Source organism: Bacteroides finegoldii DSM 17565 (assembly GCF_000156195.1).
Classification (GTDB): Bacteria; Bacteroidota; Bacteroidia; order Bacteroidales; family Bacteroidaceae; genus Bacteroides; species Bacteroides finegoldii.
Window position 1 is genome coordinate 214,141 of sequence record NZ_GG688319.1, and the last position, 23,490, is coordinate 237,630.

24 protein-coding genes and 2 pseudogenes are annotated in these 23,490 nt (G+C 49.5%); 3 read left to right on the top strand and 23 right to left on the bottom strand.

All coding sequences use genetic code 11. From position 1 onward, the window contains the following. Positions 1 to 2: 2 nt before the first annotated feature. From BACFIN_RS14830 to BACFIN_RS14800, 7 genes and pseudogenes are all read right to left on the bottom strand, one after another. Positions 3 to 602, bottom strand: a complete 600-nt coding sequence (locus BACFIN_RS14830) for a hypothetical protein (protein WP_007750298.1) — start codon at positions 600 to 602, stop codon at positions 3 to 5. Between the two features lie 19 nt (positions 603 to 621). Beyond that, positions 622 to 1,395: a DNA-methyltransferase gene (locus BACFIN_RS14825; protein ID WP_007750300.1), complete on the bottom strand. Its 774-nt coding sequence runs from the start codon at positions 1,393 to 1,395 to the stop codon at positions 622 to 624. Positions 1,396 to 1,400: 5 nt separating this feature from the next. Next, complete coding sequence (gene traM, locus BACFIN_RS14820) at positions 1,401 to 2,549, bottom strand: conjugative transposon protein TraM (RefSeq protein WP_007750302.1); 1,149 nt, start codon at positions 2,547 to 2,549, stop codon at positions 1,401 to 1,403. A gap of 68 nt (positions 2,550 to 2,617) precedes the next feature. Further along, entirely contained in the window at positions 2,618 to 2,989 is a 372-nt protein-coding gene (locus BACFIN_RS14815; protein WP_007750304.1) for a hypothetical protein, read from the bottom strand. Positions 2,990 to 3,000: 11 nt separating this feature from the next. Next, positions 3,001 to 3,615, bottom strand: coding sequence for a conjugative transposon protein TraK (gene traK, locus BACFIN_RS14810; protein WP_007750306.1), 615 nt, complete (start codon positions 3,613 to 3,615; stop codon positions 3,001 to 3,003). A 6-nt stretch (positions 3,616 to 3,621) separates the two neighbouring features. After that, positions 3,622 to 4,014 (bottom strand): hypothetical protein, encoded by a 393-nt coding sequence (locus BACFIN_RS14805; protein WP_007750308.1) that lies wholly within the window; start codon positions 4,012 to 4,014, stop codon positions 3,622 to 3,624. A 21-nt stretch (positions 4,015 to 4,035) separates the two neighbouring features. Next, positions 4,036 to 4,344: pseudogene (locus BACFIN_RS14800) on the bottom strand (hypothetical protein); the annotation flags it as partial. A gap of 236 nt (positions 4,345 to 4,580) precedes the next feature. Here BACFIN_RS14800 and BACFIN_RS14795 point away from each other — a divergent pair. The 3 genes from BACFIN_RS14795 to BACFIN_RS14785 all read left to right on the top strand — a co-directional run bounded on the left by BACFIN_RS14795 (position 4,581) and on the right by BACFIN_RS14785 (position 7,835). Beyond that, on the top strand, positions 4,581 to 5,750 hold the full coding sequence (locus tag BACFIN_RS14795; protein WP_032839372.1) for a site-specific integrase: 1,170 nt from the start codon (positions 4,581 to 4,583) through the stop codon (positions 5,748 to 5,750). A gap of 20 nt (positions 5,751 to 5,770) precedes the next feature. Then, complete coding sequence (locus BACFIN_RS14790) at positions 5,771 to 6,928, top strand: site-specific integrase (protein ID WP_007750327.1); 1,158 nt, start codon at positions 5,771 to 5,773, stop codon at positions 6,926 to 6,928. A gap of 97 nt (positions 6,929 to 7,025) precedes the next feature. Continuing rightward, positions 7,026 to 7,835 (top strand): KilA-N domain-containing protein, encoded by an 810-nt coding sequence (locus tag BACFIN_RS14785; protein ID WP_007750329.1) that lies wholly within the window; start codon positions 7,026 to 7,028, stop codon positions 7,833 to 7,835. 121 nt (positions 7,836 to 7,956) lie between these two features. On the opposite strand, the gene BACFIN_RS14780 is transcribed toward BACFIN_RS14785, so the two are convergent. The 16 genes and pseudogenes from BACFIN_RS14780 to BACFIN_RS14710 form a co-directional block, all read right to left on the bottom strand. Next, positions 7,957 to 9,714 carry a hypothetical protein gene (locus BACFIN_RS14780; RefSeq protein WP_032839373.1) on the bottom strand — a complete coding sequence of 586 codons (1,758 nt, stop codon included), beginning with the start codon at positions 9,712 to 9,714 and terminating at the stop codon, positions 7,957 to 7,959. Positions 9,715 to 9,736: 22 nt separating this feature from the next. After that, the gene (locus tag BACFIN_RS14775; RefSeq protein ID WP_007750335.1) at positions 9,737 to 10,606 is read right to left on the bottom strand and encodes an energy transducer TonB; all 870 of its coding nucleotides are present in this window, start codon (positions 10,604 to 10,606) and stop codon (positions 9,737 to 9,739) included. Between the two features lie 64 nt (positions 10,607 to 10,670). Further along, a complete protein-coding gene (locus BACFIN_RS14770; RefSeq protein ID WP_232281639.1) occupies positions 10,671 to 11,480 on the bottom strand; it encodes an SH3 domain-containing protein in 810 nt (269 codons plus the stop codon). Positions 11,481 to 11,844: 364 nt separating this feature from the next. Beyond that, a pseudogene (locus tag BACFIN_RS14765) lies at positions 11,845 to 12,069 on the bottom strand (mobilization protein); the annotation flags it as partial. 63 nt (positions 12,070 to 12,132) lie between these two features. Continuing rightward, a complete protein-coding gene (locus tag BACFIN_RS14760; RefSeq protein WP_007750345.1) occupies positions 12,133 to 12,906 on the bottom strand; it encodes a hypothetical protein in 774 nt (257 codons plus the stop codon). Further along, complete coding sequence (locus BACFIN_RS14755) at positions 12,903 to 13,976, bottom strand: relaxase/mobilization nuclease domain-containing protein (RefSeq protein ID WP_007750346.1); 1,074 nt, start codon at positions 13,974 to 13,976, stop codon at positions 12,903 to 12,905. The genes BACFIN_RS14760 and BACFIN_RS14755 overlap by 4 nt, the downstream gene beginning before the upstream one ends. Continuing rightward, positions 13,973 to 14,323, bottom strand: a complete 351-nt coding sequence (locus tag BACFIN_RS14750) for a plasmid mobilization protein (protein WP_007750347.1) — start codon at positions 14,321 to 14,323, stop codon at positions 13,973 to 13,975. The genes BACFIN_RS14755 and BACFIN_RS14750 overlap by 4 nt, the downstream gene beginning before the upstream one ends. A gap of 175 nt (positions 14,324 to 14,498) precedes the next feature. Continuing rightward, on the bottom strand, positions 14,499 to 15,317 hold the full coding sequence (locus BACFIN_RS21225; protein ID WP_007750350.1) for a helix-turn-helix domain-containing protein: 819 nt from the start codon (positions 15,315 to 15,317) through the stop codon (positions 14,499 to 14,501). 17 nt (positions 15,318 to 15,334) lie between these two features. Then, positions 15,335 to 15,670 (bottom strand): helix-turn-helix domain-containing protein, encoded by a 336-nt coding sequence (locus BACFIN_RS14745; protein WP_007750356.1) that lies wholly within the window; start codon positions 15,668 to 15,670, stop codon positions 15,335 to 15,337. A gap of 308 nt (positions 15,671 to 15,978) precedes the next feature. Beyond that, positions 15,979 to 17,058, bottom strand: coding sequence for a hypothetical protein (locus BACFIN_RS14740; RefSeq protein WP_007750360.1), 1,080 nt, complete (start codon positions 17,056 to 17,058; stop codon positions 15,979 to 15,981). A gap of 13 nt (positions 17,059 to 17,071) precedes the next feature. Next, entirely contained in the window at positions 17,072 to 17,833 is a 762-nt protein-coding gene (locus BACFIN_RS14735; RefSeq protein ID WP_007750362.1) for a DUF5045 domain-containing protein, read from the bottom strand. Between the two features lie 73 nt (positions 17,834 to 17,906). Then, on the bottom strand, positions 17,907 to 18,665 hold the full coding sequence (locus BACFIN_RS14730; RefSeq protein WP_007750365.1) for a DNA-methyltransferase: 759 nt from the start codon (positions 18,663 to 18,665) through the stop codon (positions 17,907 to 17,909). Between the two features lie 208 nt (positions 18,666 to 18,873). Continuing rightward, positions 18,874 to 19,599 (bottom strand): hypothetical protein, encoded by a 726-nt coding sequence (locus tag BACFIN_RS14725; RefSeq protein WP_007750371.1) that lies wholly within the window; start codon positions 19,597 to 19,599, stop codon positions 18,874 to 18,876. Then, the gene (locus BACFIN_RS14720) at positions 19,596 to 22,154 is read right to left on the bottom strand and encodes a hypothetical protein (RefSeq protein ID WP_007750372.1); all 2,559 of its coding nucleotides are present in this window, start codon (positions 22,152 to 22,154) and stop codon (positions 19,596 to 19,598) included. The genes BACFIN_RS14725 and BACFIN_RS14720 overlap by 4 nt, the downstream gene beginning before the upstream one ends. Beyond that, entirely contained in the window at positions 22,151 to 22,834 is a 684-nt protein-coding gene (locus BACFIN_RS14715) for a hypothetical protein (protein WP_007750375.1), read from the bottom strand. Before BACFIN_RS14715 ends, BACFIN_RS14720 begins: the two co-directional genes overlap by 4 nt. Before the next feature lie 5 nt (positions 22,835 to 22,839). After that, positions 22,840 to 23,358 (bottom strand): TraG/VirB4 family ATPase, encoded by a 519-nt coding sequence (locus tag BACFIN_RS14710; protein WP_262479224.1) that lies wholly within the window; start codon positions 23,356 to 23,358, stop codon positions 22,840 to 22,842. Positions 23,359 to 23,490: the final 132 nt, after the last annotated feature.

Sequence of the window (23,490 nt, forward strand, 5' to 3'; positions counted from 1 at the left end):
CTTTATTCGCTCGCAGACTGATGCTTGTCCGTATCCGGGATGTCACCCTGCATTCGGCTCGGAGATTTGTCCGTAGCATCTATCTGTTCGAATATGATTTGTTTCGGAAGCAGCCCATGGCAGAAATAACTGCTGTTGAACGGCACGTTTTTCCCCTGCCCGAACTGGATGCGCTTGTCGAACATGAGCAGTTCCAGATCCGTATGCTGGAAAAGCCGGCAGGGCGCCACGTTGTTCAGCCAATAGTTGGACATCAGCAGGGCGAACGGTTTCCCGAGTTTCAGGCAGCGGTCGAAGACTTCCACCTTCCGGCTGAACGGCGGATTGGACACGAGCACGTCCCATTGGGACGGCTCATAGTCGAAAAAATCCTGCCCGTTGCAGATATGGGAATGCACGACATGGAAACCGGCATCCCTGAATTTCAGCACAAATTCGCTGTGCTCCGTGTCGAACGGGCACCAGACTGTCTTTCCTTCGGGTATGTACTTGATGATAGGCAGTACGCCATACCCCGGCGTATATTTCTCATCCGTCGGGTTCCCGTATAGTTTCTTCAAGTAGTTTGACGGTTCCATGGGCACATGATTGTAGTGATTCATATTGGTTTCTTCTTTTCCCTCATTTAGCCCCGTTCCCGCGTTCCACTTCCTCTCTGATCCGCCGCTCGGCAATCTCGCAGTATGCCGGCTCGATCTCGAACCCGATGTAATGCCGGCCCGTGCGTATGGCGGCCACGGCGGTCGTGCCCGACCCGATGCAGTTGTCCAGCACGGTGTCCCCCTCGTTGGTGTAGGTGCGTATCAGGTACTCGGCCAATGCCACCGGCTTCTGTGTCGGATGGTAGAACATTCCCGTCCGGAACTCTTTGGGCATATAGATGACCGATGTAGGATATTTCCAGTCGGAGATATGCGAGGGCGTAGGTTTCATCGCGCCATAACAGCGATTCGTCATTCGTTTGAACATCCCACGGGGATGGTTCTTCTTCTCGGGTTTGTAACTCATTTGCGGATGATATACCGGCTGTTTCTTGTAGAATACCAGTATGTCCTCGTGCTGCCGCAAGGGCATACGGTTGGCATTGAGATGTCCCGTCACCCGGTCTTTCTGCCACACGAGGTTGTACCGCCACATGTTGGGCTGGGACAGCATAAGCCTGGCGGAGAAGAGTCCCTGCCCGAACAGGATAATGGGGCTGTCCGGCTTGGTGATCCTCCGGTATTGTTCCCACAGGGGTTCCAGCGGAATGGCGTTATCCCATTTCGCGTGTTTGTTCTGGCGGTTCAGTACCCCGTAGGGCAGGTCGGCTATCACGGCATCGACACTGCCGTCTGCCATCAGGCTCATCCCTTTCAGGCAGTCCATGTGATATATCTTGTCAATCTCTATCATGGCGCTTACCTTTTTTCCTGACCGTTCACCAGATAGACGAAAGTCCCGTATTTCAGTTTGACCTTGTTCTTCTTGATGGCCTTGCTGATGGCGTTGCTTGTCTTCTGGTAGGCATTGTTCACCGCCTGCATTCCCCATTGGGCAAGGCTGTTGTTGCCGTAGCCTCCGGTGTTCATGTTCATGTTGCCCGACATGGCACTGCTGGCCACGTCCTTGCTCGTCTCCCGGAACTGGCTGTTCGGCACATACAGCCCCTCCAGGCCGTCCGTATCGTAGAGTGCGAGGCTCACCTTTACCAGTTCGTCATTGACCAGTATGCTGTTGATGCTTCCTTTCACGCGCCCGGAAGAGAATCCGCTGACGGTGGCGTACAGGTAAGAGCCGCGCTTGACGGCCTGCTCGCCGATCTCCACGTCGTCGAGCAGGCGCAGCCGCACGCGCGAACCGTCCACCGCCTTGATGTCCTCGTCGATGATCGCTTGGATGAGCCTCGGCTCTCTGGCGTCTTTCGACAGCGTGTTGAAGTAGTCCGAGGCCGTCTTTACCTTCTTCACGACCTCGCTCGCCTTCTCGTCCGCCGCCGGGGCTTTGACCGGGCGGTTCGTCTCGTCGATGGTTCCCTTGGGCTGCACCGTCGTATCCGGCGGGGCGGCCTGCGCGGTGCTGTCCGTTTCGGTCGGCATGGCTTCCCGCTGTCCCCTCAGCCTCGCTTCGGCGAGTGCTTTTTCCAGTTCCGCAAGAGCTTCCTGCTCGCGCTTCTTGGCATCGGCCGCTTGCGCTGCCATAGCCTTTTCCTGCTCCTGCTCGCTGAGCAGGGCGATGTCGTCTTGCGTGTATTGTGATTCATACGCTTCCTGGTTCTCTTCGGGTTCGTCCCGGTCGATATTGTCTATTGCGGAATAGTCCTGTATCTTGCCCCACGACTTGGCCATGTTCTCGTACTTGCTGCCGATACCGTCGCCGCCTTTGATGGTCGCGTCCGGCAGTTCGGGATTGAGGAACTCGGTCGTCTGGAGCGTCTTGTCCTGAATTTCGGCCTTTTCGGTATGAAACAAGTCGAAAATGAAATACGATGCACCCAGCAACGGGATGTAAAGTATGGCCGGCAACATGTATTTAGGCTGCCGGAAATTGATTTTCTCCAGTATGTTCATTACTTGTTCTTGATTGATTTACAAATATTTGCCAGTTACCGGACGGGTAGCCGTGGCACTGTCTCCCGTTACGGTGTGGTTGCCTTGTTTTTGCTTTCCCCCATTTCGCTCCCCTGCAGGGCCTTGTGCCGTTCCCGGAACACGGAATCCTGTATCTCCGTGGCCGTCCGGCGGGCGGGCTGGTGGCGGTACACCACTGTCAGGCGGTAGATGTTCCATGCCAGCGCGGAGACGATGAAGCCGAAGACGATGGCCAGGAACAGCCTCCGGTGCATATCGGCGAAGCCCTGCACCTTGGCCGCCGCCTTGTCGATGCGTGTCGCCTTAGCGAACCGGCGGCCCGCTTCCACGTCGCGCTCGTAGCGTTCCTTGTATTTCGGATCGTTCTTGTCCGGCATTTTCTCGCCCAAGAGCATCCGTCTGAATCCTTTGATATTCATAATTCCAATGGTTAATAGTTATTTTTCGTCTTTTGCTCGATGTCCTTGTTCAGCAGGGTGCGCCAGTTCACGATGAGCAGCCCGTGTGGGTTGTTCTCCGTCCGGGGAACACGCTTGAGCTGTCCCGCCGTAACCAGTTGGCGCATGAGGATATTGCTGCGGCGTTCGATACGCTGACGCCCGTAGTAGGTGAACTCCATCTTCTCTTTGTCGAAGGCAAGGCTGTCGCAGAAGATGGAGAACACGGCGCTCGTTCCCAGTATGTTGGAGTAGAACCCTTTCTCCTTGAGCGTGTTGTACTGTGCCAGCCCGGTCTCGTCCACCAGGTACATGGCTTTCTCCATCGTGTAGCGGATGTACTTGTCGTCAGGCGCGAGCGTGAAGAAGTAGTGGTGGAACATCTCCACATGGCTCTTGGCTTCCACGTCGAGCGTTTCCTCCATCGTGGTCCGCCGCACCAGTATCGGCACGTTGCCGTCCAGCACGTACACCTTCTTCTGCGCGTCCGTGACCATCGTGCGGGCCGTCCAGATGCTCGACACGCTGATGATGATGCACCCCGCGAGAAAAGCCGTGCAGATGATTCCCACCAGCTTGATCTTGTTTTCCAGATTCTTGATGACCATATACGCTTATCGTTTTTTCTTGTTTGACCACTGTATATATTCGTCGTGGAGCATCGGCATGACGGTTTCCAGCAACTCCGTCTGCAGCTTGTCGAACTCCGTGAAAAAGGCTTGCGTATAATGCCCCTGCATCACGACCTGCACGAACACCCACCAGATGCCGCTTTTGCGTTGTTTCACCCTTTTCTGCAACTTGGCGAGTTGCAGGCGGTAAGTAAGGAACGTTACCAGCGGGACTACATACCGGTCTTCCCACTCGAAGGCTTCGGCCAGTTTTTCATATTCCGGATCGACCCAGTGGTTCGATGCCTTACCGAGTTCCTCACTCATGCGTTCATTGGCATAGCGCACGAAACGTTCGTCCCTGCACCATTTCTCGATTTTCTTTTGTACGTCCATTTTTTATGTATTTAAGGATTGTTATCTCATTACCGTACCCATCGCGCCCGTTGCCGTCATCTTGGCTTGCTGCGCCACGCCCTCTCCGAAGTTTCGGGTCGAGAAGGCCGTGTCGCCCTCCGGTATCATCCATGCCGCAAGGTCGGGGACAAGGTTCAGGCATTTCAGGGCCACGATGCTTGCCGCCATCAGGTAGCCCGCCGAAAAGAACGAGTTCTGCAGGTAGGCGGCCATTGTCTGCTCGCTCGCCGTTATCGCCGTCAGGTTCTCCACCTGTATGCACAGCACGATGTCGAAGAGCAGCAGCACGTAGAACCCCACGAAGTATAGTCTTTCAATACGGAAAATATAATCACACAATAGGAAATAAAAGTAATAAAACATACTGTATATTAGATATTTATTGTGTTTTCCGATTTTGTCAATAGAGATATGAAGAGGCGGTATTTTAATGATATTTTGTTGCATATTTGTTGCACAAAACAAATATTAGGGGTATCTTTGTATCCGTAAGGCAGGGAAAACCTGCCGATGAGAAAAGAAATATCAAGAAAGGAAAAAATATCATGGCACGACCGAAGAAAGTACAGAAAGTAAAAGAGCCCGTCCGGGTTCGCCAGCGCAAACTGGCTAACGGGAACATGAGTTTGTATCTCGATGTCTATGTGAAAGGAGTGCGCAAGGTTGAATCACTCGGTTTATACCTTGTGCCCGAATTGACACCGCTTGACCGCCAACAGAACATCCACGCAAGGCAAGTAGCGGATAAAATCAAAGCCGAGCGTATTTTGGCATTACAGAACCACGGCGTGCGCCAGTGGAACAAGGTAAAGCGATCATGTATTACACTTGTCGATTTTCTGAAAGAATACGAGCAGGAGAAATTCGGCTTTTCTGCATCCACTCTCAAAGGAAGGCGTGATTTGCGGGGGAAAATCGAAACGTATCTAAAAGAAACAAATCGCCCGGATATTGTTTTGGCAAACGTGGATGTTGATTTCTGCCGGGGCTTCATAGATTTTTTACGTTATGCAAAGAATGGGGTACGTAAGGACGGCAGTGTCATAAGTAACGGGGCGGCGCATCATCATCAGGCGGTTTTGAACGGTGCGTTGAACAAGGCGGTGCGGGACGGCATTCTGTCTGCCAATCCTTTGAAATCCATAAGTTCAAAGGAGAAATACCAGCCGTCGGAAAGCATGAGGGAATATCTGACATTGGAAGAAATGAAAGTGGTTATGGCGGCTTCCTGCCCGCATGAGGACGTGAAACGAGCTTTTCTGTTTTCCTGCTTTACCGGACTTCGTCTTGGAGATGTGCGCTCGCTGACATGGGGAAAGATTGTCAAAGCACCCGACGGCAAGACCTTGTTTGTAAGGACAAAAATGGAAAAGACACAAAAAATAGTAAACGTGCCGTTATCAAAAGAGGCTATCGACTGTCTTAACCCCAAAGAGAACAATGAAGAACCGATTTTCATGTTACCTGCCGGGACATCGAATATTGAACGGAATATAGAAAAATGGATGCAGGATGCAAAGATAACCAAACATATAACCTACCATTGCAGCCGCCATACATACGCTACTATGCTGCTGACGCTCGGTGCGGACATATACACGACATCGAAACTGCTCGGACACTCCAACGTAAACACCACATCCATTTACGCCAAGATTGTAGATAAAAAGAAAGTGGAAACGGTTAATCTCGTTGATGACTTCTTTTCTAAATAACCATAAACAGAGGGAAACAGATGAAAATAACGATACGCACAAGGGCATTGAAAACGGGAAGCCGCTCGATATACCTCGATTTCTACGAAAAGGGGGAAAGGTGGAGCGAGTACCTAAATTTGTTCCTCGTGCCGGACGATACACCCGACGCAAAGCGGCTCAATGACGCATCTATGGCAAAGGCGAACGAGATAAAATCAAAACGGCTGCTCGGCATTGACGAGGACGAAACAGAAACCGGGGGCAGTGAACCCAACCAGTTACCCAAACGGATTTTTGCCGACTGGCTTAACGATTATATAGAGGGGATCAGACGTAGCCCGTCTTACTCCCAATCAACCTATCACAATTACCGTTCTACTGTCAATATAATAAAGGCGTATTTGCAGTACCGCCGCAGACCTCGCTACCTGATGTCGAAAATAGACAAGAAATTCATTGCCGGGCTTCTCGACTTCATGCAAAATACCTACCGGAACACGAAATCACCGGACAACCCGAAAGAGATGTCGCAATGCACGTTACATCTTCATCAGGCAATACTGGTGCGTATGCTCAATGCGGCGGTAAATGAGGGGATAATGAATAGTAACCCTTTCTATGCTTTGGGTAAACACGAGCGGATAGCCAAGCAACAAGCCGAAAGGGATTATCTCACGAAAGATGAACTGCTTGCGCTTGCCGAAGCTCCAACCACCAATGAAACGACCAGACGGGCGTTCCTGTTTTGCTGCTTTACCGGATTGCGGTACAGTGATGTCTGTACGCTGGCATGGCGGGATATAAAGCAAGTTGATAGCGGGCTGGTGGTTTCAATCCGTGCGATGCGAAAGACCGGAAAACAGGTAACAATACCACTAAATCAATCGGCATTGAAATGGTTGCCGGATAGAAACGGTTGCAAACCGGGGCAAAGGGTATTTGATATGACAAGCCTAAGTGCCTGCGACAGATGTCTTAAAAAGTCAGCCGTAGCCGCAGGAATAGAAAAGAACGTCAGCTACCATACCAGCCGCCACACGTTTGCCACGCTGTCACTGGCAGCCGGGGGCGACCTTTATACGGTTGGCAAGCTGCTCGGTCATACCAACATACTCTCGACACAGGTATATGCCGATGTGGTAATGGAAACCAAGATAGAAGCGGTAAACCGAATTTCGGAGTATTTTTCAATATAAACATGAACCTTTCAGTCGTGAATAGCTCTTCCAAAAGGATATAATTCAACGGATTGTAACTATCTTTGCGACTGAAACCCAAAGAAACATCAATAGAATGGCAAAAATTACAGTAAAAGACACGAGTGTCACAATTATATCAGTCAATGAAAATGATTATATCAGCCTGACAGACATAGCAAAATACAAAAGCGATGATCCGACTGCAGTTATCGGGAACTGGTTGCGTAATCGGAACACTATAGAATATCTCGGTATTTGGGAAAGTTTGTACAACCCGAATTTTAAACCCCTCGAATTCGAGGGGTTTAAAAAGGAAGCCGGGCTGAACGCCTTTACCTTGTCACCAACAAAATGGATTAGTACAACAAACGCAATAGGCATACTTTCCAAATCTGGACGCTATGGCGGCACTTATGCTCACAAGGATATAGCTTTTAAGTTTGCGAGTTGGATTTCTGTTGAATTTGAACTGTATATAATAAAGGAGTTCCAACGATTAAAAAATGAGGAACAAAAATCCCTTGGTTGGTCTGCCAAACGGGAACTGTCGAAAATCAACTACCGCATCCATACCGACGCAATCAAGCAGAACCTTATTCCGGCAGAGGTAACCGCCAAACAAGCCAGTATTATCTATGCTGATGAAGCCGATATGCTGAATGTGGCGATGTTCGGCATGACCGCCAAAATGTGGCGTGAGCAACATCCTGACCTGAAAGGAAATATTCGGGATTATGCCACGATCAACGAGCTTATTTGCTTGTCGAACATGGAGAACCTCAATGCGGTATTCATAGACCAAGGCATTCCGCAGGGCGAGCGGCTTATCAAGCTCAATCAAATAGCCATTCATCAAATGGGAGTGTTGGAGAGCGGCGATAATGAACGTAGGCTACTAAAATAAAGAAACTACTTTTAGAAGTATGACGTTTGGCAGGTTTCCCTTCCAACGAATATAAAAAACATCGGAGTGACTTTCAAACCGCTCCGATGTTTAAATCTTCAGTTATAACTGTTAGTTCACTTTACCAATACTCAATGGCTCTTTTCTCAATGTATTCTTCTGGCCATGTTTGTTTTTTCCCGATATAATTCATGTCATCATCGTAGTCGTCATATTCAGTGGCATAGCTAACCTTTCGTTCCGTCCAATTGTTTTTCTTGTCGAACTTCGTATAGGTGTAATGATAGGTGGTTACACCTTCTTCGGGATGTTCCTCTATCATGGTTGAGGGATATTTATCATTCCCCTTATATTGGTAGGTACATGTAACCATTGCCATTTGTGAACAAAACACGTGTTTGATAAGTCGTTGACTACTGTCAAACGTGTACTCGTGGTTGAGTTCAGTGTTGGTGTCCGAATCCGTATCGGAACGTAATCCGTCCTTTATTGCTATATTGACTACAGCTTTTCCCCAGCCACTTACATTATAAGATGTAGGTGTAAGATATGTGTATGTCGTTTCTTTATCAAAGCTGTTTTTCTGATATACAAGATTGCCCGACTGGTCGAATTTCAAACATTCGTGCTCCTCCGTCACCGATTTTACTTTACCCAAAAGCCCATACGTGTCCGTACCTTTATAGAGCAGTTCCTCTGCAGACTGTTTTTCTTTATTTCCGCTTGTCGAGCTTTCATTCTTCATCATGTCCTCATCATAATAACTTATAGTACGGTTAACGGTCAAGAAAGGTGTATCGCCATTTTTCGTTGACGATGAACGGTCTTGGTTGGATGTAAAACCGTCTTTTGTAGCTTTATAATAGGTACGTAAGGCAGGGATTTCGTCAAGATTTGACGGAAATATTATCTTGGCTTGTGTCCAGTTGCCTTTTTCATCATAAATATATTCATAAGTGACAGTGAATGTCATATCATCCACACGCCAACTGTTGCCTTTACTCTTATACACTCCACCTGAATAAGTCCACGTGGCTAAATCGCCATGCGAGTTGTAAGTAAAGGTACTCGTACAGGTCAATGTTTCTGTACCTTGGTCAAACTTAACGGGAATCTTTTCCACGGCCTGTGTACACAGATTGTCCGTGTAGGAAAATACCGTCACCGATTTTTCTCTTTTATACTCGCTGATGTCTTTTAAAAAGATGTTTGTGGGTTTGACGTTTTCAATCTTCTCAATCCGTCCAAGAGAATCTATTTGAAATTTGTAGAGTGTCACACCGGCTTCATTGGCTAAGGAATTTTCTTTTTCCGGCTGTATGGATTTTAAAGCTCCATTTTCATAATACTCATAGAGATAGTCCCACGTGCCCGGATTTCCTCCCCGGTCTCTTTCCCGTCGGGTTAGTCTGCCTGCGGCATCATAAATAAAACCGTTATCGTTGTACCGACGTTTATAGCGACCGTCTTCTACAGATTTGATTTTAACAAGGCTTGAATTGCTGTCATATTCAAACGAAACCACATCAAATCCGGTTGCACCAACGTTGAATGAGGTACGTCGTTGTTCTGACAAGCGACCATTAGAGAGAAACGCATACTGCGAAGAACCCGTGACTCCCCAGGCAGGATAACTGTATTCGTAAGTCACTGTCATCGGGTAGTCTCTCAATCCCATTTTTGCCCAATCTGTAGGATAATTCACAAAGTATGGCATTAAAGTTTCCATACTCATATCTAACTGCAAAGGATTGAAATAAACATACAACGGAGTATAAGGTTTGTCATTGTTCTTACCTCCGCTATCGCAACTTATCACTATACCTGCCATGAAGAAAAATGCACAAGCATAGCCTATAAAAAACTTCAATGCTCTCATTTCATTTATCATTTATGAAAAATTACAATTTAAAATTTACATACACAGCCATTTGAACACGTGCAGGCTGACCTTCCACTAAACCGGGTTTCCACTTAGGTGAAGACTTGACTACCCTTATAGCCTCAGTATTCAGATTGGCATGCACTTTCTTTAAAGCGGTCACATTCGACACCGACCCGTCTTTCTCCACTACAAAGCCGACAAGTACGTTACCCTGTATTTTTTGTTCCTTGCATATCCACGGGTAACGTATGCTTTTCGAAATATGGCTCATAAACGCTTGCATGCCGCCGGGAAATTCCGGTAGTTGCTCTATTGCATCATCGGTAGATAAGTACACTTTGTTAGGGCTTGCCTTGGGTTTTTCGGGTTCTTGTTCCGGTTCTGTTTTGTTTGTTGTCGGCATACCAAACCTTCTTGTAGAGGTATCATTACTTGTCGATTCCTTCTCTTCTTGTTCCCTAAGCAAGCTCTTTTGTAACACCTCACTGGAGATTAAAAAGCCGTTGAACTTAGAAGGAGCATAACCGGAGAAAGCCGAGACAATTTCAAAGCTAAAAGGTTTTCCTTCTTCAATGCTCGGAAAGAAATAGGCTCCTGCATTCATTAGCCGATTACCCGGCATAAGATAGAACAAGTCTATTGATAAACTGCGGCTCGCTTTCTGTGCCGTTCCCTTTATCAGAAACTTGTAACCACCATTGGCACGACCTGTACAAGTGACGCTTGTGACATGCCAATACCGATCTACCCCGGCATCACACTTAAACGGTACTTCTGTCGGGTAACTTTTCGGGGGAATAGAGAAACTTGTCTGTGCAGTGGCGGTATGAGCCATTATAAAAACTCCAAGAGTTACTATGCACAATAAAACAGATAGTTTTTTCATTCTTTATTATTATTTAAATTAGTGATTGTCTGTCTGATTTTAATAACATCTTCCGGCAAATACTTTACAATGGGTGGAAACCGGAACTGTCATTACTCCATGGGTTACCATATTGGTCAGTATAATTACATTCGCTGTATTTGGAATCTTGAGTAAGTATATACTCTTGGCCGTCAATCATTACCGAATACCGTTTCAATCCGTCATCACCGCCTGAACCTGAAGAAGAATTACTTCCTGTGTCGGCTGCATCGTTAAGCACATCCCCAAAATGAACGAATGAATCGAGCAAGCCCAAAACATTACCAATGTAAAAGCCCCATTTGGCAATATTCCACATTGTATCTGTTTCTATCCAACCAATCCATTTGATTATGAACCCTATCAGCAAAGCGATGATTCCAAGTACAAACCCAAAACCAAGCATTCTGCCAATTACCACCAATGCTATCTTGACAAGGAAGATAGCAACACCAAGAAAGAAGATCCATTTTAACCCAGTGAACCACGCAGATTCACCTTCTGTATTAAACAGCCACGAAAAAAAGTTCCACGATTCCTTTTCTGTAGAAGTACCCGTTTCTCCTTTGTCTGTTACGGCTGTCAAATACGATGTACTGACATAGCCTTGCCAGCCGTTATAATTGATATTAGCCCATCCGTTTTCTATGGAAATTACATCAACAACATTACCTTGGGATAATTGCCCCAGTACTTCACTGTTTTTGTTAGCCGAAGCACGTACATTAAGCCCATTTGGAGCAGTCACACGGTAATAATCAGCAAAGGCTTCTGTACATAGGAAAAAACTCATGAATAGGACTAAGATTGATTTTGTTATGTCGTTGTGGCACAGTAACATTTTTCCCGACATACAAATGTTTTTAAGGAATCCAAATCTGTTCATCATTTATTTTTATGAACTCCGCAGTCCTTAGAGCTATTTTGTTAAACCACGAAGCGTGGAACTGCAAATGCCACGTTCTAAGTCGGAGGTCGTAGGAATAACCTTTATTCAGAGTATGGTAATAGCAGCCCACGCTATGGCGTGAGAAACCATTACGCTTTTCCCTCTGAATAGTCTTGAATTTCCTACGTTCCCGACTTCGAGATAAGCATAACGCTTCTTTCTTTTTCTAATATGTCTTGGAAAGAGTTGCCTCAATCCAAATGCAAAGGTACATAAAAAAGTGTAAATCATGTATTTTATTGCTGTCTTTTATTGTCGTGTGTGGCTATTATCTTTTCAACCCGTTATTGTCTCGTTCAATTTTCCAGCCATACGCCCCATTTGCTACATCGGCAACCTCATTTCGGGTTTGTCGATGTTTTATTTCGTCAAAAGGCTGTCGGCTTTCCGTATAGTCACAAAGCCATTCGCCGATTGATTTCTGCTGTTCGGTCGTTTCGCCATATTCCTGCATGACACTCTTAATGTCGGCGGCTTCGGACGGTGCAAAGACCTACTTGTGCTCTTGCCGTTTACCGTCCACACCTTTGGGGATTCTTTTCTTGGTTCATTTGCTTCAATTTTTGGATTTCTTTCTAACAGCTTTGACCTGTTCCCAGAATATAGTCAGCGTGGAATCTGCGCCGACAGTTTCCGTCAGTCTCTCGTAAGCCCCCACGGTAACAGCCAGCTCCGGGTATAATTCGTTGAGCATAATAGTAGTCACTTGATGTTTGTCGGCAATCGTTTTCAACCGTCTGTTTTCTTCCCGGTATTCATGCCATTGCAACCAACTAAGGGCAAACAGCGTAAAGAACACGAGCGTACAAGCGATGCCAGCCCATGCGTAGGGATTCTTATACCAGCCGTCAGGAATTTTGCGCCATAAGGATTTTATCCGCTTGGATATGAGATTGAATTTTAACGGGTGCAGAAATCCATTCGTCTGCCGTTGGTTTTGTTGTCCGTTTTCCGAAATCCTGTTGCCTTCATCTATATGCTCCGCCAGCATCTTGCGTATGTCTGACAAGAGGTCTTTCGTGGTCGGTATGCCGCGTTCGCGCATATCCTTCTCGTCGGCTTTGGTGTATGCCAGCCAACTGACAACCATTTCATCGCCCAATGATTTTTTGTAGTCCTCTATGGCGTCCTTGCTATTGAAAATCTCATTGATGTTCTCCGGCGTGCTGCCGCCAAAGAAACGTATGACAGGCTCCAGTTTCACCGCCAGCCTTTTCACCGCCTCGTCCTTGTCCGAAGCGTCCTTTGCTTCCAACTTCGCCTTGACGGCCTCGATGTCCTCTGCCAAAGCCCCTATGAGGTCTATGAGATTCTGCATTTCGTCTTTCATTTTCTTCTCCTTCTTGGTTTAAGTTTATCCTTTTCCTTGTCATTCTCGCCCCAGCCGCTTTCATTTCCTCCACCTCCGCCGCCGGATGATACCTTGGCTTGGTGTGGTTGGACGCACAACTCGACAAGCACGCCGATACCCGCTTGGACTATGTTTGCACCTGAACCGGTATCGGCAAAGTCCCCGTTGCCGTAGAGTTCTGCATGATTATCGATATAAGTGGGGTTCGCAGCCTGTTCAAACGGTTCATCCGTATATATGGCCGCCTTGTCTGCCCCGGCTTCATCCATTTGCCGGGTGTTGTCACGCAGGTTGTTTCTCCATTCCACATTGTTAATGACACGTCCGCCCAACAGACTGTCTATTTTATAAAATCCCATGCTCCGGTCGATCCGTGAGCCGCTGAACGAGACCTCGTTTTTGGTGAACGACACGCCGATGATTTTGCCGTTTCGACGGTCAAACTTGAAGCTGGTTTCAATACCCTGTCGGGTCAGCCTTTCGCACAATTCCGCCCAACTGCCGCAACGTGGCAAGGCAGCTTTGATAGCATCATAGATCTGGTATTTCACCTTGTCCTTGCCACGTAACCGGTCACGTTTCACTTTCATCTTGCCCTTGGCGAAATGCAGCCCGTACTCCCGTGTGAGAGCCTTGCACACCGCCACGTTGCGTATGGCATCGTTCCTGTCACTTATGGTGTTCCCGTCGTTGTCCACCCTGTTGGTCACGATGTGCATGTGTTGGTGTTTCTTGTCGGTGTGTCGGCACACGATATACTGGGTGTTCACAATGCCCATGCGTTGCATGTACTCACGGGCTATTTCGACCATAAGAGCATCCGTTATCTTGGGTGTATCCTCGTGGGCGAAGTCCAGCGATATGTGGTACACCGGATTTTTCAGCCTGCGTCCCGGTTTATCGTCCGCCTGCCCCTGCATACTTCTGGCGATGGTGGCGTTGCTGTCAAGCCGCACGTCCTTGCTGTCGATGAGTTTTGCTTTTTTCGGGTTGTTCACGTAGTTTACCAGCTTGGCGAAGCTCGCCCGTTTCTTCAAGTCGCCCATCATATCCTCGCGATGATTCTATTGAACTCGTCCAGCAAGGCGGTGATTTTTTCCTTGGTTCTCGGAAATCCCTGCTGGTGCGCCATCTTCGCCAACTGGTTCAGGTTGTTGCAACCTCCCTCCAGCATCCGTATCTGTTTCCTGTCCTCCTGTGTCCGTGCCGCCGTGACCTTTCCCTGTAAAAGAAGATCACGCAGGAAATGCGACGGTTTCTTTCCGGCATCGGCTATCCGTTTCATGACGGTTTTCCATTCGGCAAGCGTGAGCCTCGTGGACAGGGTCTTTGTCCGTGCCTTGCCTTTCGCCGATTTCGGCCTTCCTCCTTTATGTGAATTTTCATTATCTGTCATACGCCTGTTGTCATCGGTTATAATTGGAATGGTGTTTTAGGACTGTGATTGTGCCTGCTGTTATCCGCATGGCATAGGTCGCCATCTGTGGCGTAGTTTTCGTGGACGAAAACATTAACTTGCCAGCCCCAAAACACACCACTGTAAATGTGCCACTCTCTGCCATGTCTGCCATTTATATATAAGAGGAATTGCCATCAGACAAGGTCTGTTCGCCCTGCATGGCTGGTGGCTTGCTTTCCGTATAAGCGGCGGTCAAATCATCATTTTTCAATATCGCTTGTCGGGGTGATATTAGGTCTGCTTTTTCTTTCCCTATTATTGTTTTTGCAAAATTCCCTGCCTCCTGCCGAGAGTTGAAGATGTAACCGCCGCCCCCGAAGTCGCTCCAATAGCCGTGAAATTCACGTGCAGTTTGGACGAATTTTCTCTCTCCAGCGGTCTCAATGTCATTTGTGAACAGCACAGCGAAAAGTATTGTTCCGTTCCTTGTGTGTATCCTTTGCTCGATAGAGTAAGAGGCATTTCCTTGTTCTTGCTCCAAAACTGCAACGCCGTTTTCGGCATGGTTTTCCGACAAGGCTTGCATCGTACCCGTATCGTTCTTGACGGTATCTGCTTCCGTAATACATTCCGGTGTAGGCAATGCTTCATTAGTTTTTCCGTTTTCATGCGGCTTGCGTTTGCGCTTCGGGGTGTCTTTCGGCACGACTGAAGCCGAGAGCCAAGCGTTTATTTCCGAGCGTAGGAAATAGAGCTTGTTACCCTGCTTGCGATAAGGTATTCTATGGTCAGAAGTCATTGCGTAGATAGTGGAAACAGATTTGCAGAGCATGGCGGCAATATCCTCCACTGTCATTATTTCCGGTTTGGTTTCAGCAGAGGAGATGAACCGCTCAAACATTGCTGTAAGGCGGTCTATTTTCGCATGGAGTTCTGCTACTGTCCGTGGGAGACCGTCAAAAGAAAAATCGTTTTTTTCTGTTTCTGTCATACATGAGGGATAAAAAATTAGTCTTTGCTTGCAAGATTACGCATGATCGCTCTCGCTTCTTCTGAAATCTGCGCTTGTGAGGCAACAGGGTTTTGCCGTAACCATTTCAACAGTTCCGTTTTCTCGAAATACACCATTTTGTTGTTGGGCTTGAAATACGGGATGATTTGATTGTGCGTCATCTTGTAAAGTGAACTTTTGGAAATACCAAGAAATAGTGCCGCTTCCTCAAGGTTAAGAACTTCTTTTGCGGCATAGACAACGTTCTTTACGTTCTCCAGCTCCTTTTTCAGCCCGTCCACCGTCTTTCGGAGCAAGGCGGTTTCGTTCGGGTTCTGTTCAGTTTTACACATAATCGTTTTTTATAAATATTGTTTTGCTACTATTTGTTTTTCGTTGCTTTTGCTTCGATTCATCAGGACAAAATTAAGTCGAAAAGTATCGGAAAACAAGAGGTTGTAAATAGTTTAACGTGTTATATATTAGTATTTTACAGTGTGTTGTACAAACAATTCTGTGGCTGATTTTATGTTGATTGCAATACTTCTGTGTCACATGAATACCCGGTAATATCGCCAATCGGTTTTTATATATATCGCTTGTGCAAAGGCTTGTAATCCGGCAGAAATTTGTTATTTTTGCCACATCCTTATATGTCGGTTCAGCCGGACAAAAGTCTGTCATGACGGGGAATAAAAAGAGGATTGTTATTCCAGTCAAATGTCCATAGTGAAAAATGAGGATTTAACATTTGCGTTCCCGTAATCAGGCTTTGGCAGACCAGAAAGCTCTCTCGAAAACAGACGCAACATTTTAGGATATTTTTGTTGCAGATTTGTTGCGCACTCCTAAATAGATAGTGCCTTACGATTGATATACAAAGAGTTATAAAATATTGCAATCTTACGAAGTAGAGCATCGCCCCGTAGAAATGCACTGTCAGATAACGTGTCAGCCACTTCGCCCACGCGCCTTCCCATTTGGGCAACAGCGAGAAAGCCCATTGCAGAGGCCCGAAGACGGTTAACGCGCCCAATAAAATCTGTTGGCAGTATATCGTTGCCCACCATCCGATTCGGAACACCACGAGGGCGATAAGCATGATGATTTTGTCTATCCCCACCACGATGCCCGCCGTCAGTGAGGTGAACCACAGCTCCGCCGCGTCTTTCTCCATGTTGGTCACTTCATCCACCCCTGTCTGCTCCATTGTCGCCTCTATCAGGTTGGGGTCGGACGTTCCCGTGTGGGCGACATCCGCCCTGGCTTGCAGGCTCGTGTACATCGTGTCGCGCACATGGATAAGTTCCTGCACTTCCTCGAACTTGTCCGCTATCTGCGAGGCTTCGGCCTCGTACAGGTCGTGCGTGTACGAACCGATACAGTTCGGGATATAGGACAAGAAATCCAGAAAACACCAGTTGCTCCCGCTGCCCGCCATGCCCGTATCTGCCGGAGGGTACCACCAGCAGAGGATGAGCGACACGGCCAACGGCTTGAAGAGTTTCAGCACGTCCAGCGGCTCGTGCTTCACCATCATCTTGTACGCCATGCCTGCCGCCATGATGATGGCAAAGAGGGCGGCCAGCGCCATGCACATCTGCAATATCCACCAGAACGGCCCTTGTGAGCCGGTAAAGGTGGCGTCGGTCAGGAACTCGTTGGTCTGAAAGATTACATCGTCTATCTCCTCTTCCATGAGGTTGATGCCGAAATCCGAAAGTATGTTTCCGTCTGCCATTTGCTATGTCCTTTTATTTGTTTACCGTTTCGTCCCCGTCTCCCGTTCCGCTGTCTCCGCCCGGCCTGGAACCACGTACTGCGAGGCGCGATTCGTTCCAGCGGCTCATGGCATCGCGGACGATGCTGCCCTTGTCCGTTGTCCGTTCATGGGTCGCGTCCAACAGTTTGCTCGTGACCGTGGCGTTCTGCCGCCGGGCAAGGTAGCAGACCAGAATCTCGTTCTGGCGGGCCACGTCCTCATAGATCCGCAGGTACTCTTTCTTCCGCTGCGCGTTGGGCATGTAGGCGTCCTTGGTGGCGTTGATGGCGCACTGGTACACGTGATAGTATTCCGTCCACCGTTCCTTCTCGTCCGTCGTGCCCCCGGCAGGCAGGATGCGGTCGATGTTGCGCTTGAACCGCTCCATCTGCCCGCTGACCTTGTCGCCCTCGGCAATCCAGGCGAGGTCTATCTGCCGGTCGGCGACATTCAGTGCCTCGATCTTCGCCCGGCTGACCAGTGCCGAGTCGATGGCTTCTGCCTCGTCCACCTGGCCGTACAGGTTGACCCCTGCCAGCGTGCGGAACGACAGCTTGTTCTTCGCCGCCGCCGACTTCTTGTATTTGTTGTGCAGCACGGTATAGTAGAGTTCGGGCGAGAGTGCGCCCGTTCCGGTCTCCATGAGCGTAATCTGGTTCTGTTTCGGCGAGTCATGGTTGTATGTGACCGACTGCGCCCGTGTCGTTGTGGTTGCCATTATTGCAACCGTCATGAGTAAAAGTGTCCTGTTCATATTTACTTCCTGTTATTCGTTATTTTACAGTCATTTGTCTTGTATAGTCATACTTTTGGGACCTACTTCAAAGTCATAAATATTGATACTCATTCCTGACTCTTTCTTCTCCCTGCGAGAAATACGTCTCGTCTTTTTCAATGCAAATACATTTTCTATTCGTATAAATGCAGGCAATAGCGGTGCTCATGCTTCCCGATGCAAAATCAAGGACTGTATCTCCTTCCTTTGTGTATGTTTTTATCAGATACTGCAATAATGCAATCGGCTTTTGGTTGACATGGATCGTTTTGCCTTCTGATTCCGCTGTTTTGAAGTATTTTACACTTCGTGGGTATCTTCTCCCTTTGTTTTCATGCCTGAATGTAGGGTTGGGTACATTGTTTACCCCCGTCCAGTTACTTCCTCGTTTCGTGCGGTTTCCATAAGGTTCGCCTTCCTCCATGATTGGATAATAAGGAATTTCACCCCTGCCAAAGACACTTATTAGCTCATGCGCTTTTAGAGGTTGCTTTTTAGCAAGGAGAAAATTGCTTGCTTTTGACTTTTCCCAAACCCAGTCATATTTAAATTCGTCTAAATTGCCGCAGCGTAGAAGGCTGCTGAATGGTTCACTGCCAAATAAAACCGTAGGTGCATTTTTTTTCCTTACTCTTCTGATCTCTTTCCACATTTCCGGGAATGGTATTATTTTATCCCACTGTGAAACTGTGATTCCAAAGGGGGGATCACATAAAACCAAGTCGATACTTGATTCCGGAAGAAAAGGCATTACTTCAAGGCAATCGGCTTTATATAACGTAATGTCTTTCGCAAAAACAATCTTTTCCATTGCATCAATCCAAATGTTTCTTTACCTCTTGGTTGTAATCCGAATAGGCTTGTTTGTACTAAAAATTTCTTTCTCTGTTTTTTCTTTCTCCGGACATTCAAGGCAAAATGCCTTTTCTGCCCTTCAAGATATTCTTTCTCAATTTCGATGACATGGAAGTCAAACTCTGACTTGTGGATAATTTGCCTCCTTTCCCTTTTATCGTTCGTTAATAATCCAGCCGTCCCGCATCGCGCCACCGTCCGAAAGCCCCGTCGAGAATCTCCCGTTTGGTACGTTCGCGGTAAATCTTCGCTTTCCAGTAGCCAATACGTACCTGTATGTATTTCCACGTCTCGATGTACGCCCGGTTCAGGTGCCGCTCGATGTCGTCCAGCGACATATTGACCGCCTCCAATACCATCAGCAGGTCACTGGTCGAGCAGGCCGCAGCCCCCGTGGCGTAAAGCACAAGGTCGCTTACCGACTTGTAGAGCTGTTCCCCGTCATGGGCGATGTCGCGTATGGCCTTCTCGTTGATGGTCAGAATCAGCGCGTCGGACGGCTCTACACGTCCCCGTTTCAGGACCTTCTCGTTGAAGTCCTCCAGCAGTCTCTTGTAGTCGCCGATACGGTCGCTGACCGAGTTGTAGGTGTTCTTTACGTTCAGTACCGTCCGTAAGGACTGGTACATCACGTCGATGACGTCGAAGGCGCGGGTGTAGCGGTCCAGATCCACGTTCAGTTCCTTGTACCCGCCGACTTCCTCACGGCTGTACTCGTGCAGCAGCTTGTTGCTGTATTCCAGTGTACTGCGGGCCAGCAGCAGGCTGCGCTGTTTCTTGTGGTCGTTGATGTAGGCTTCCACCGACACGATGTCGAAAGTCCATTGCGCCTTGGCGATGCCGGGCAGGAGTGACAGCAGCACGACCGTTGCCAGTAGGATACGTTTCATGGCCGCACCTCCTTTCTGCCGTCCTTACCGTTCCTGACGTTTCCGTTCCGGAATGCCCGTGCATTCTCCATCCAGCGGTCGTGGCATTCTTCCACGAGCGTCAGCCTGCGCCCCTCGTCCGTGTCCGGTTCCGGCAGCACGTCCTTCAGCACGTCGATGATGCTCCGCTTGTAGTGTATCATCTTCTCCAGCGACACGAGGTCGGCATATATCTTCGTGATCCGGGAATCGACCTCACGCGCTATGGAGAGCCGGTCGCTCGACCACAGCAGGTGGTACACCTCCCCGGTCGGTGTCTCTTCCGGCGGGGCGGGGCGTGCATACTCCGTCGTGATTTTGCAGGAGGGGTATTCCCGTGCTATCTCGGCTATGCGGTCGTTCACGATTTTGGTTTTCTCCGCGTCCGGAAGGTTCGGGTCGAGCGTCAGCACGTCGGCCACGTGCGTGTCGGTATAGGCCGTGGTCAGTTCCCAGCTGATTTGCAGGATGGCGCGGTGTATCTTGATACCGAGGAAATACTTCGGTTTCCGCGCTATCGAAATCGTCGCCTTGAACGTGATGACGCCCTTGATGTTCGGCATGGTCGCCTTGCGGACATAGGTATAGCCGCTCCATGCGCCGCCGTCCTGCCAAGTGAGGCTATAAGCCGTCTTGCAGTCCTGCATGATGGCAGGTATGCGGTAATAGTCGTCTGTCGCCACGTCATTGTCTCCGGCGGACTCGGCTTTCGCGTCGTTGTATTCCTTCTGTTTCTGCTGCCACTCCGCCAGTTCGCTTTTCAGGCGGTCTATCTGTTTCCGGTTCTCGTTGTATTGCTGACGGTACACCGCCGCATCTTCCACGCTCGCCTCGGCGATTTTCTTCAGCAGGACGGCATTCTCGTTCTCCAGGGTCTGAACCTGCGAGCCGAGCAGGGCGACCTTGCTCTCGGCTTCCTGCACCAGCGCGTCCAGTTCGGACAAGTCCAGTTCGTTCTCCGTGACCGAGGTCTGCATGGCGCACTCCTTCGAATGGGCGTTCAGCGAACTGCCGCACTTGCGGCATTTGTACTGCGTCGTCCCTTGTCCGAGCGTGGCGCCGTCGGAACACGTCACGTTGATCGTCACGCTCTCGCAGCCTTGCAGCTTGGCGGCATCCGTCGCCTGGTAATAGTTCCTCGCGTCGGAGGTTATATAATAGGTATAGCCTTCCTCGTTGTCGTTGAACTCCGAGAGCCGGGCGTTGAGTTGCGCCTTGAAGACGTTCAGGTCCATGGAATAGGAATCGAACACCTCTTCATAGATGACCTCTTCGCGGTTCCAGCTCTGTTTTACATGGATTTCGTAGGCGTATGCCTTTTTCGTCTGCTTGCCGCCCCGGCTGATGATGTAGGCGTTCTGCCAGTAGTCGATGGTATAGGTGTAACCGTCGTTCCGGTTGTTGAGCTGCCGTACCCGGTCTCTCGACCACCCGGCATACCGTTCCGAATTGGCAAGTGCCTGCTCCCGTTGCGAGGCGTTGGGATAAAAGCCCGGGTCGGTCGTGTTGAACCGCGTCCATTCACCGCCGTTCAATATGCTGTTGTCGTCCGTCGGCGGGTAGTAGTCGCACAAGGCGATGCTGCCTTGCTCGCGCCTCGCGATATACCACCGTTGGGTATAATAGTTCCCGGCGGTTTCGTCCAGATAGTCCGTCATCCACCCCGTGAGGTTGTACTCGCTCAACTCGAACAGCCCGGCAACATTGTCCTCGCCGCCCACCATGCCGACAAGCAGGCCGCCGAGGTCGTGTTCCGCCTGCTCGAAAAGCGCACCGTAATGCTCGTACAGGTTCACGATTTCACTGACCTTGCCGCTCATCAGGTCATGGAACGAACTGGTCTGCAGCAGGGCGTCGCCGAGGTTGGTGATACCTGCCGTGGCAAGCCCGACGCCCATGTCGTACAGGTGCTCGATATCCTCTTGCAGGTTCTCGCCGGTAAAGTTGCCCGGCACGCGGGCAAGGTCGTCCAGCATGTGTTGCCAGTCAATGCCGCCCGCTTCCGAGAGTTTCAGCAAGGGGGCTATCTCCCGGTTGATTTCAAGAAACACGATGTCCGAGAACGTCAGCGTGCTGTTCGTTACCACGCTCTCGAACTGCATACACAGGCTTTTCGTCTCGTCGCAGATTTTCATCAGGTAGCTGCCCCAGTGGATGGCGGTCTGCGGAGAGCGGAGCATCAGCTTCGCCACCGCCCATATTTTCGGCATGATCTTTTCCGCTACCATGTGGTAGATGCGGCGGTAATAGTAGTTCTCCGTGCTGCTGCACCAGATACCGAGGTCGGAAAGGGCCTTGTGTTCCAAAAATTTGGAGGCGAAAATTCCCGCCGTAGCGACTTCCGCCGCGTTGTAATGCTTCAGGATGTCATCGACCTGCTCCCGGTAATAGCCCTCGGCCACGGCTTCCGTACCGAAGGCGGTAGCCATCGCCGCCACGGTACGCGCGTCATAGTTCACGCTGTAATACTGGGCGTGGACACGCTGCACGGCAGTGAGCGCAAGTACGATCAGGACAAACGACAGCCGTTTCATCATCTATTCTCCATTATCTTGTTTATTTCCCTCTGCTCGAAACGCCACCGTTCGGTTTCGATGCAGTTTTCCGTGACAAGCCGGCAGAACATGTCATGTATGACGGTGGCGTCCTCGACGGCCTTCCGAATCCGGCTCTTGCGGGAGCCGAACCATCTCATGTACCAGGGCTGTCTCAGATAAGCCTCGCGCACGGTCTGGTAGCGTTGCCATCCCAGGTCGTTCAGCCGGTCTCCACTCGGCCGGTCTCCACTCGGCCTGTTTCCGTTCAGCGGGTTGCCGCTCAGCGGGCTGGCGTTCAGCTCCCTGCCCAACTCTTCCCTGAAGCCGTGCTCGTCGAAGGGAAGCCTGCCGCACATCTTGTCGCACAGGTCGTAAAACTCCTTCTCTCTGGGATTGTCTTTGTAATACCGGTCCAGATACGCGTCCAGTTCCGCGTCCGTCATGCCCAGCCGGAGGGAATACTCCGACAGCAGCCTTTCGATGGCCGACACCTTTTCCGGTGTCAGACCGTATGCCGAGAGCAGTTGCTCTTTTGTCAGCATACAGAACTCACGGATAGACAGGCCGGTGAGTTCCGGGTTGTCGATTGAAATCTCCTGCCTTGTCAGGCTGCTCTCGAAACCCATCTCGTTCAGGCCGAAGCCGAGAGACAGGGTAATCAGAATCCTTTCTTTTTTCATTGCACCTATAATCTTGTTGTTAAATTCAATACCCGTCCCGCCTCGTTCACCTTCTGGGCGAAAGGCAGGGACTTGCCGATGCCGCTGGCGTCCCAGTCGCGGCAGTACGCCTCGATAGCCTCCTGGTGGCTGCACCGGAGTTCTTTCTTGTAGAGTTTCAGGGCCTCTTTCTCCGCCCGTTCGGTGGTGTAGGTCATGTAGCACTCGTGCGGTTCTTCCACGCCGTACACGCCGCTCGTCGTACCCCGGCGGATGAACACCTCGCGGAAGAAGCTGCGCCCTTCCTTGTTCTCCAGCCGGTTGATGGTGAATATCTTTTTGCAGTCTATATCCGTCAGGCCGAGGATGCTTTTGATGGTGTCGAAACGCTCGCGGAACTTGCTCTGGTCGAGCAGCATCACCACATCGGAGTTGTTGATGATGGCTTCCTTGACGATAGGGCTGCCGATGATGTCCTGTATTTCCTGTGTTACCACACCGACGCTGGCCCAAAATTTACGGGCCGTCTTGTGTAGGCTAAGCACCCAGCGCCTTATCATATTTCTATGGTAGGTTTCCAAATGCTCGCCCCCGAACCGGACTTACACCTCTCAGCGTATCCGGCTCTCCACTAATTTCAGTCTATCTTTCCGTCATGTATCTTCTTGCGACAACTC

Bases quoted from the DNA above. Each gene is read 5' to 3' on its own strand.
- BACFIN_RS14830 (WP_007750298.1), bottom strand. From the start codon at position 602: ATGAATCACTACAATCATGTGCCCATGGAACCGTCAAACTACTTGAAG.
- BACFIN_RS14825 (WP_007750300.1), bottom strand. From the start codon at position 1,395: ATGATAGAGATTGACAAGATATATCACATGGACTGCCTGAAAGGGATG.
- traM (WP_007750302.1), bottom strand. From the start codon at position 2,549: ATGAACATACTGGAGAAAATCAATTTCCGGCAGCCTAAATACATGTTG.
- BACFIN_RS14815 (WP_007750304.1), bottom strand. From the start codon at position 2,989: ATGAATATCAAAGGATTCAGACGGATGCTCTTGGGCGAGAAAATGCCG.
- traK (WP_007750306.1), bottom strand. From the start codon at position 3,615: ATGGTCATCAAGAATCTGGAAAACAAGATCAAGCTGGTGGGAATCATC.
- BACFIN_RS14805 (WP_007750308.1), bottom strand. From the start codon at position 4,014: ATGGACGTACAAAAGAAAATCGAGAAATGGTGCAGGGACGAACGTTTC.
- BACFIN_RS14795 (WP_032839372.1), top strand. From the start codon at position 4,581: ATGGCACGACCGAAGAAAGTACAGAAAGTAAAAGAGCCCGTCCGGGTT.
- BACFIN_RS14790 (WP_007750327.1), top strand. From the start codon at position 5,771: ATGAAAATAACGATACGCACAAGGGCATTGAAAACGGGAAGCCGCTCG.
- BACFIN_RS14785 (WP_007750329.1), top strand. From the start codon at position 7,026: ATGGCAAAAATTACAGTAAAAGACACGAGTGTCACAATTATATCAGTC.
- BACFIN_RS14780 (WP_032839373.1), bottom strand. From the start codon at position 9,714: ATGAGAGCATTGAAGTTTTTTATAGGCTATGCTTGTGCATTTTTCTTC.
- BACFIN_RS14775 (WP_007750335.1), bottom strand. From the start codon at position 10,606: ATGAAAAAACTATCTGTTTTATTGTGCATAGTAACTCTTGGAGTTTTT.
- BACFIN_RS14770 (WP_232281639.1), bottom strand. From the start codon at position 11,480: ATGTCGGGAAAAATGTTACTGTGCCACAACGACATAACAAAATCAATC.
- BACFIN_RS14760 (WP_007750345.1), bottom strand. From the start codon at position 12,906: ATGAAAGACGAAATGCAGAATCTCATAGACCTCATAGGGGCTTTGGCA.
- BACFIN_RS14755 (WP_007750346.1), bottom strand. From the start codon at position 13,976: ATGATGGGCGACTTGAAGAAACGGGCGAGCTTCGCCAAGCTGGTAAAC.
- BACFIN_RS14750 (WP_007750347.1), bottom strand. From the start codon at position 14,323: ATGACAGATAATGAAAATTCACATAAAGGAGGAAGGCCGAAATCGGCG.
- BACFIN_RS21225 (WP_007750350.1), bottom strand. From the start codon at position 15,317: ATGACAGAAACAGAAAAAAACGATTTTTCTTTTGACGGTCTCCCACGG.
- BACFIN_RS14745 (WP_007750356.1), bottom strand. From the start codon at position 15,670: ATGTGTAAAACTGAACAGAACCCGAACGAAACCGCCTTGCTCCGAAAG.
- BACFIN_RS14740 (WP_007750360.1), bottom strand. From the start codon at position 17,058: ATGGCAGACGGAAACATACTTTCGGATTTCGGCATCAACCTCATGGAA.
- BACFIN_RS14735 (WP_007750362.1), bottom strand. From the start codon at position 17,833: ATGAACAGGACACTTTTACTCATGACGGTTGCAATAATGGCAACCACA.
- BACFIN_RS14730 (WP_007750365.1), bottom strand. From the start codon at position 18,665: ATGGAAAAGATTGTTTTTGCGAAAGACATTACGTTATATAAAGCCGAT.
- BACFIN_RS14725 (WP_007750371.1), bottom strand. From the start codon at position 19,599: ATGAAACGTATCCTACTGGCAACGGTCGTGCTGCTGTCACTCCTGCCC.
- BACFIN_RS14720 (WP_007750372.1), bottom strand. From the start codon at position 22,154: ATGATGAAACGGCTGTCGTTTGTCCTGATCGTACTTGCGCTCACTGCC.
- BACFIN_RS14715 (WP_007750375.1), bottom strand. From the start codon at position 22,834: ATGAAAAAAGAAAGGATTCTGATTACCCTGTCTCTCGGCTTCGGCCTG.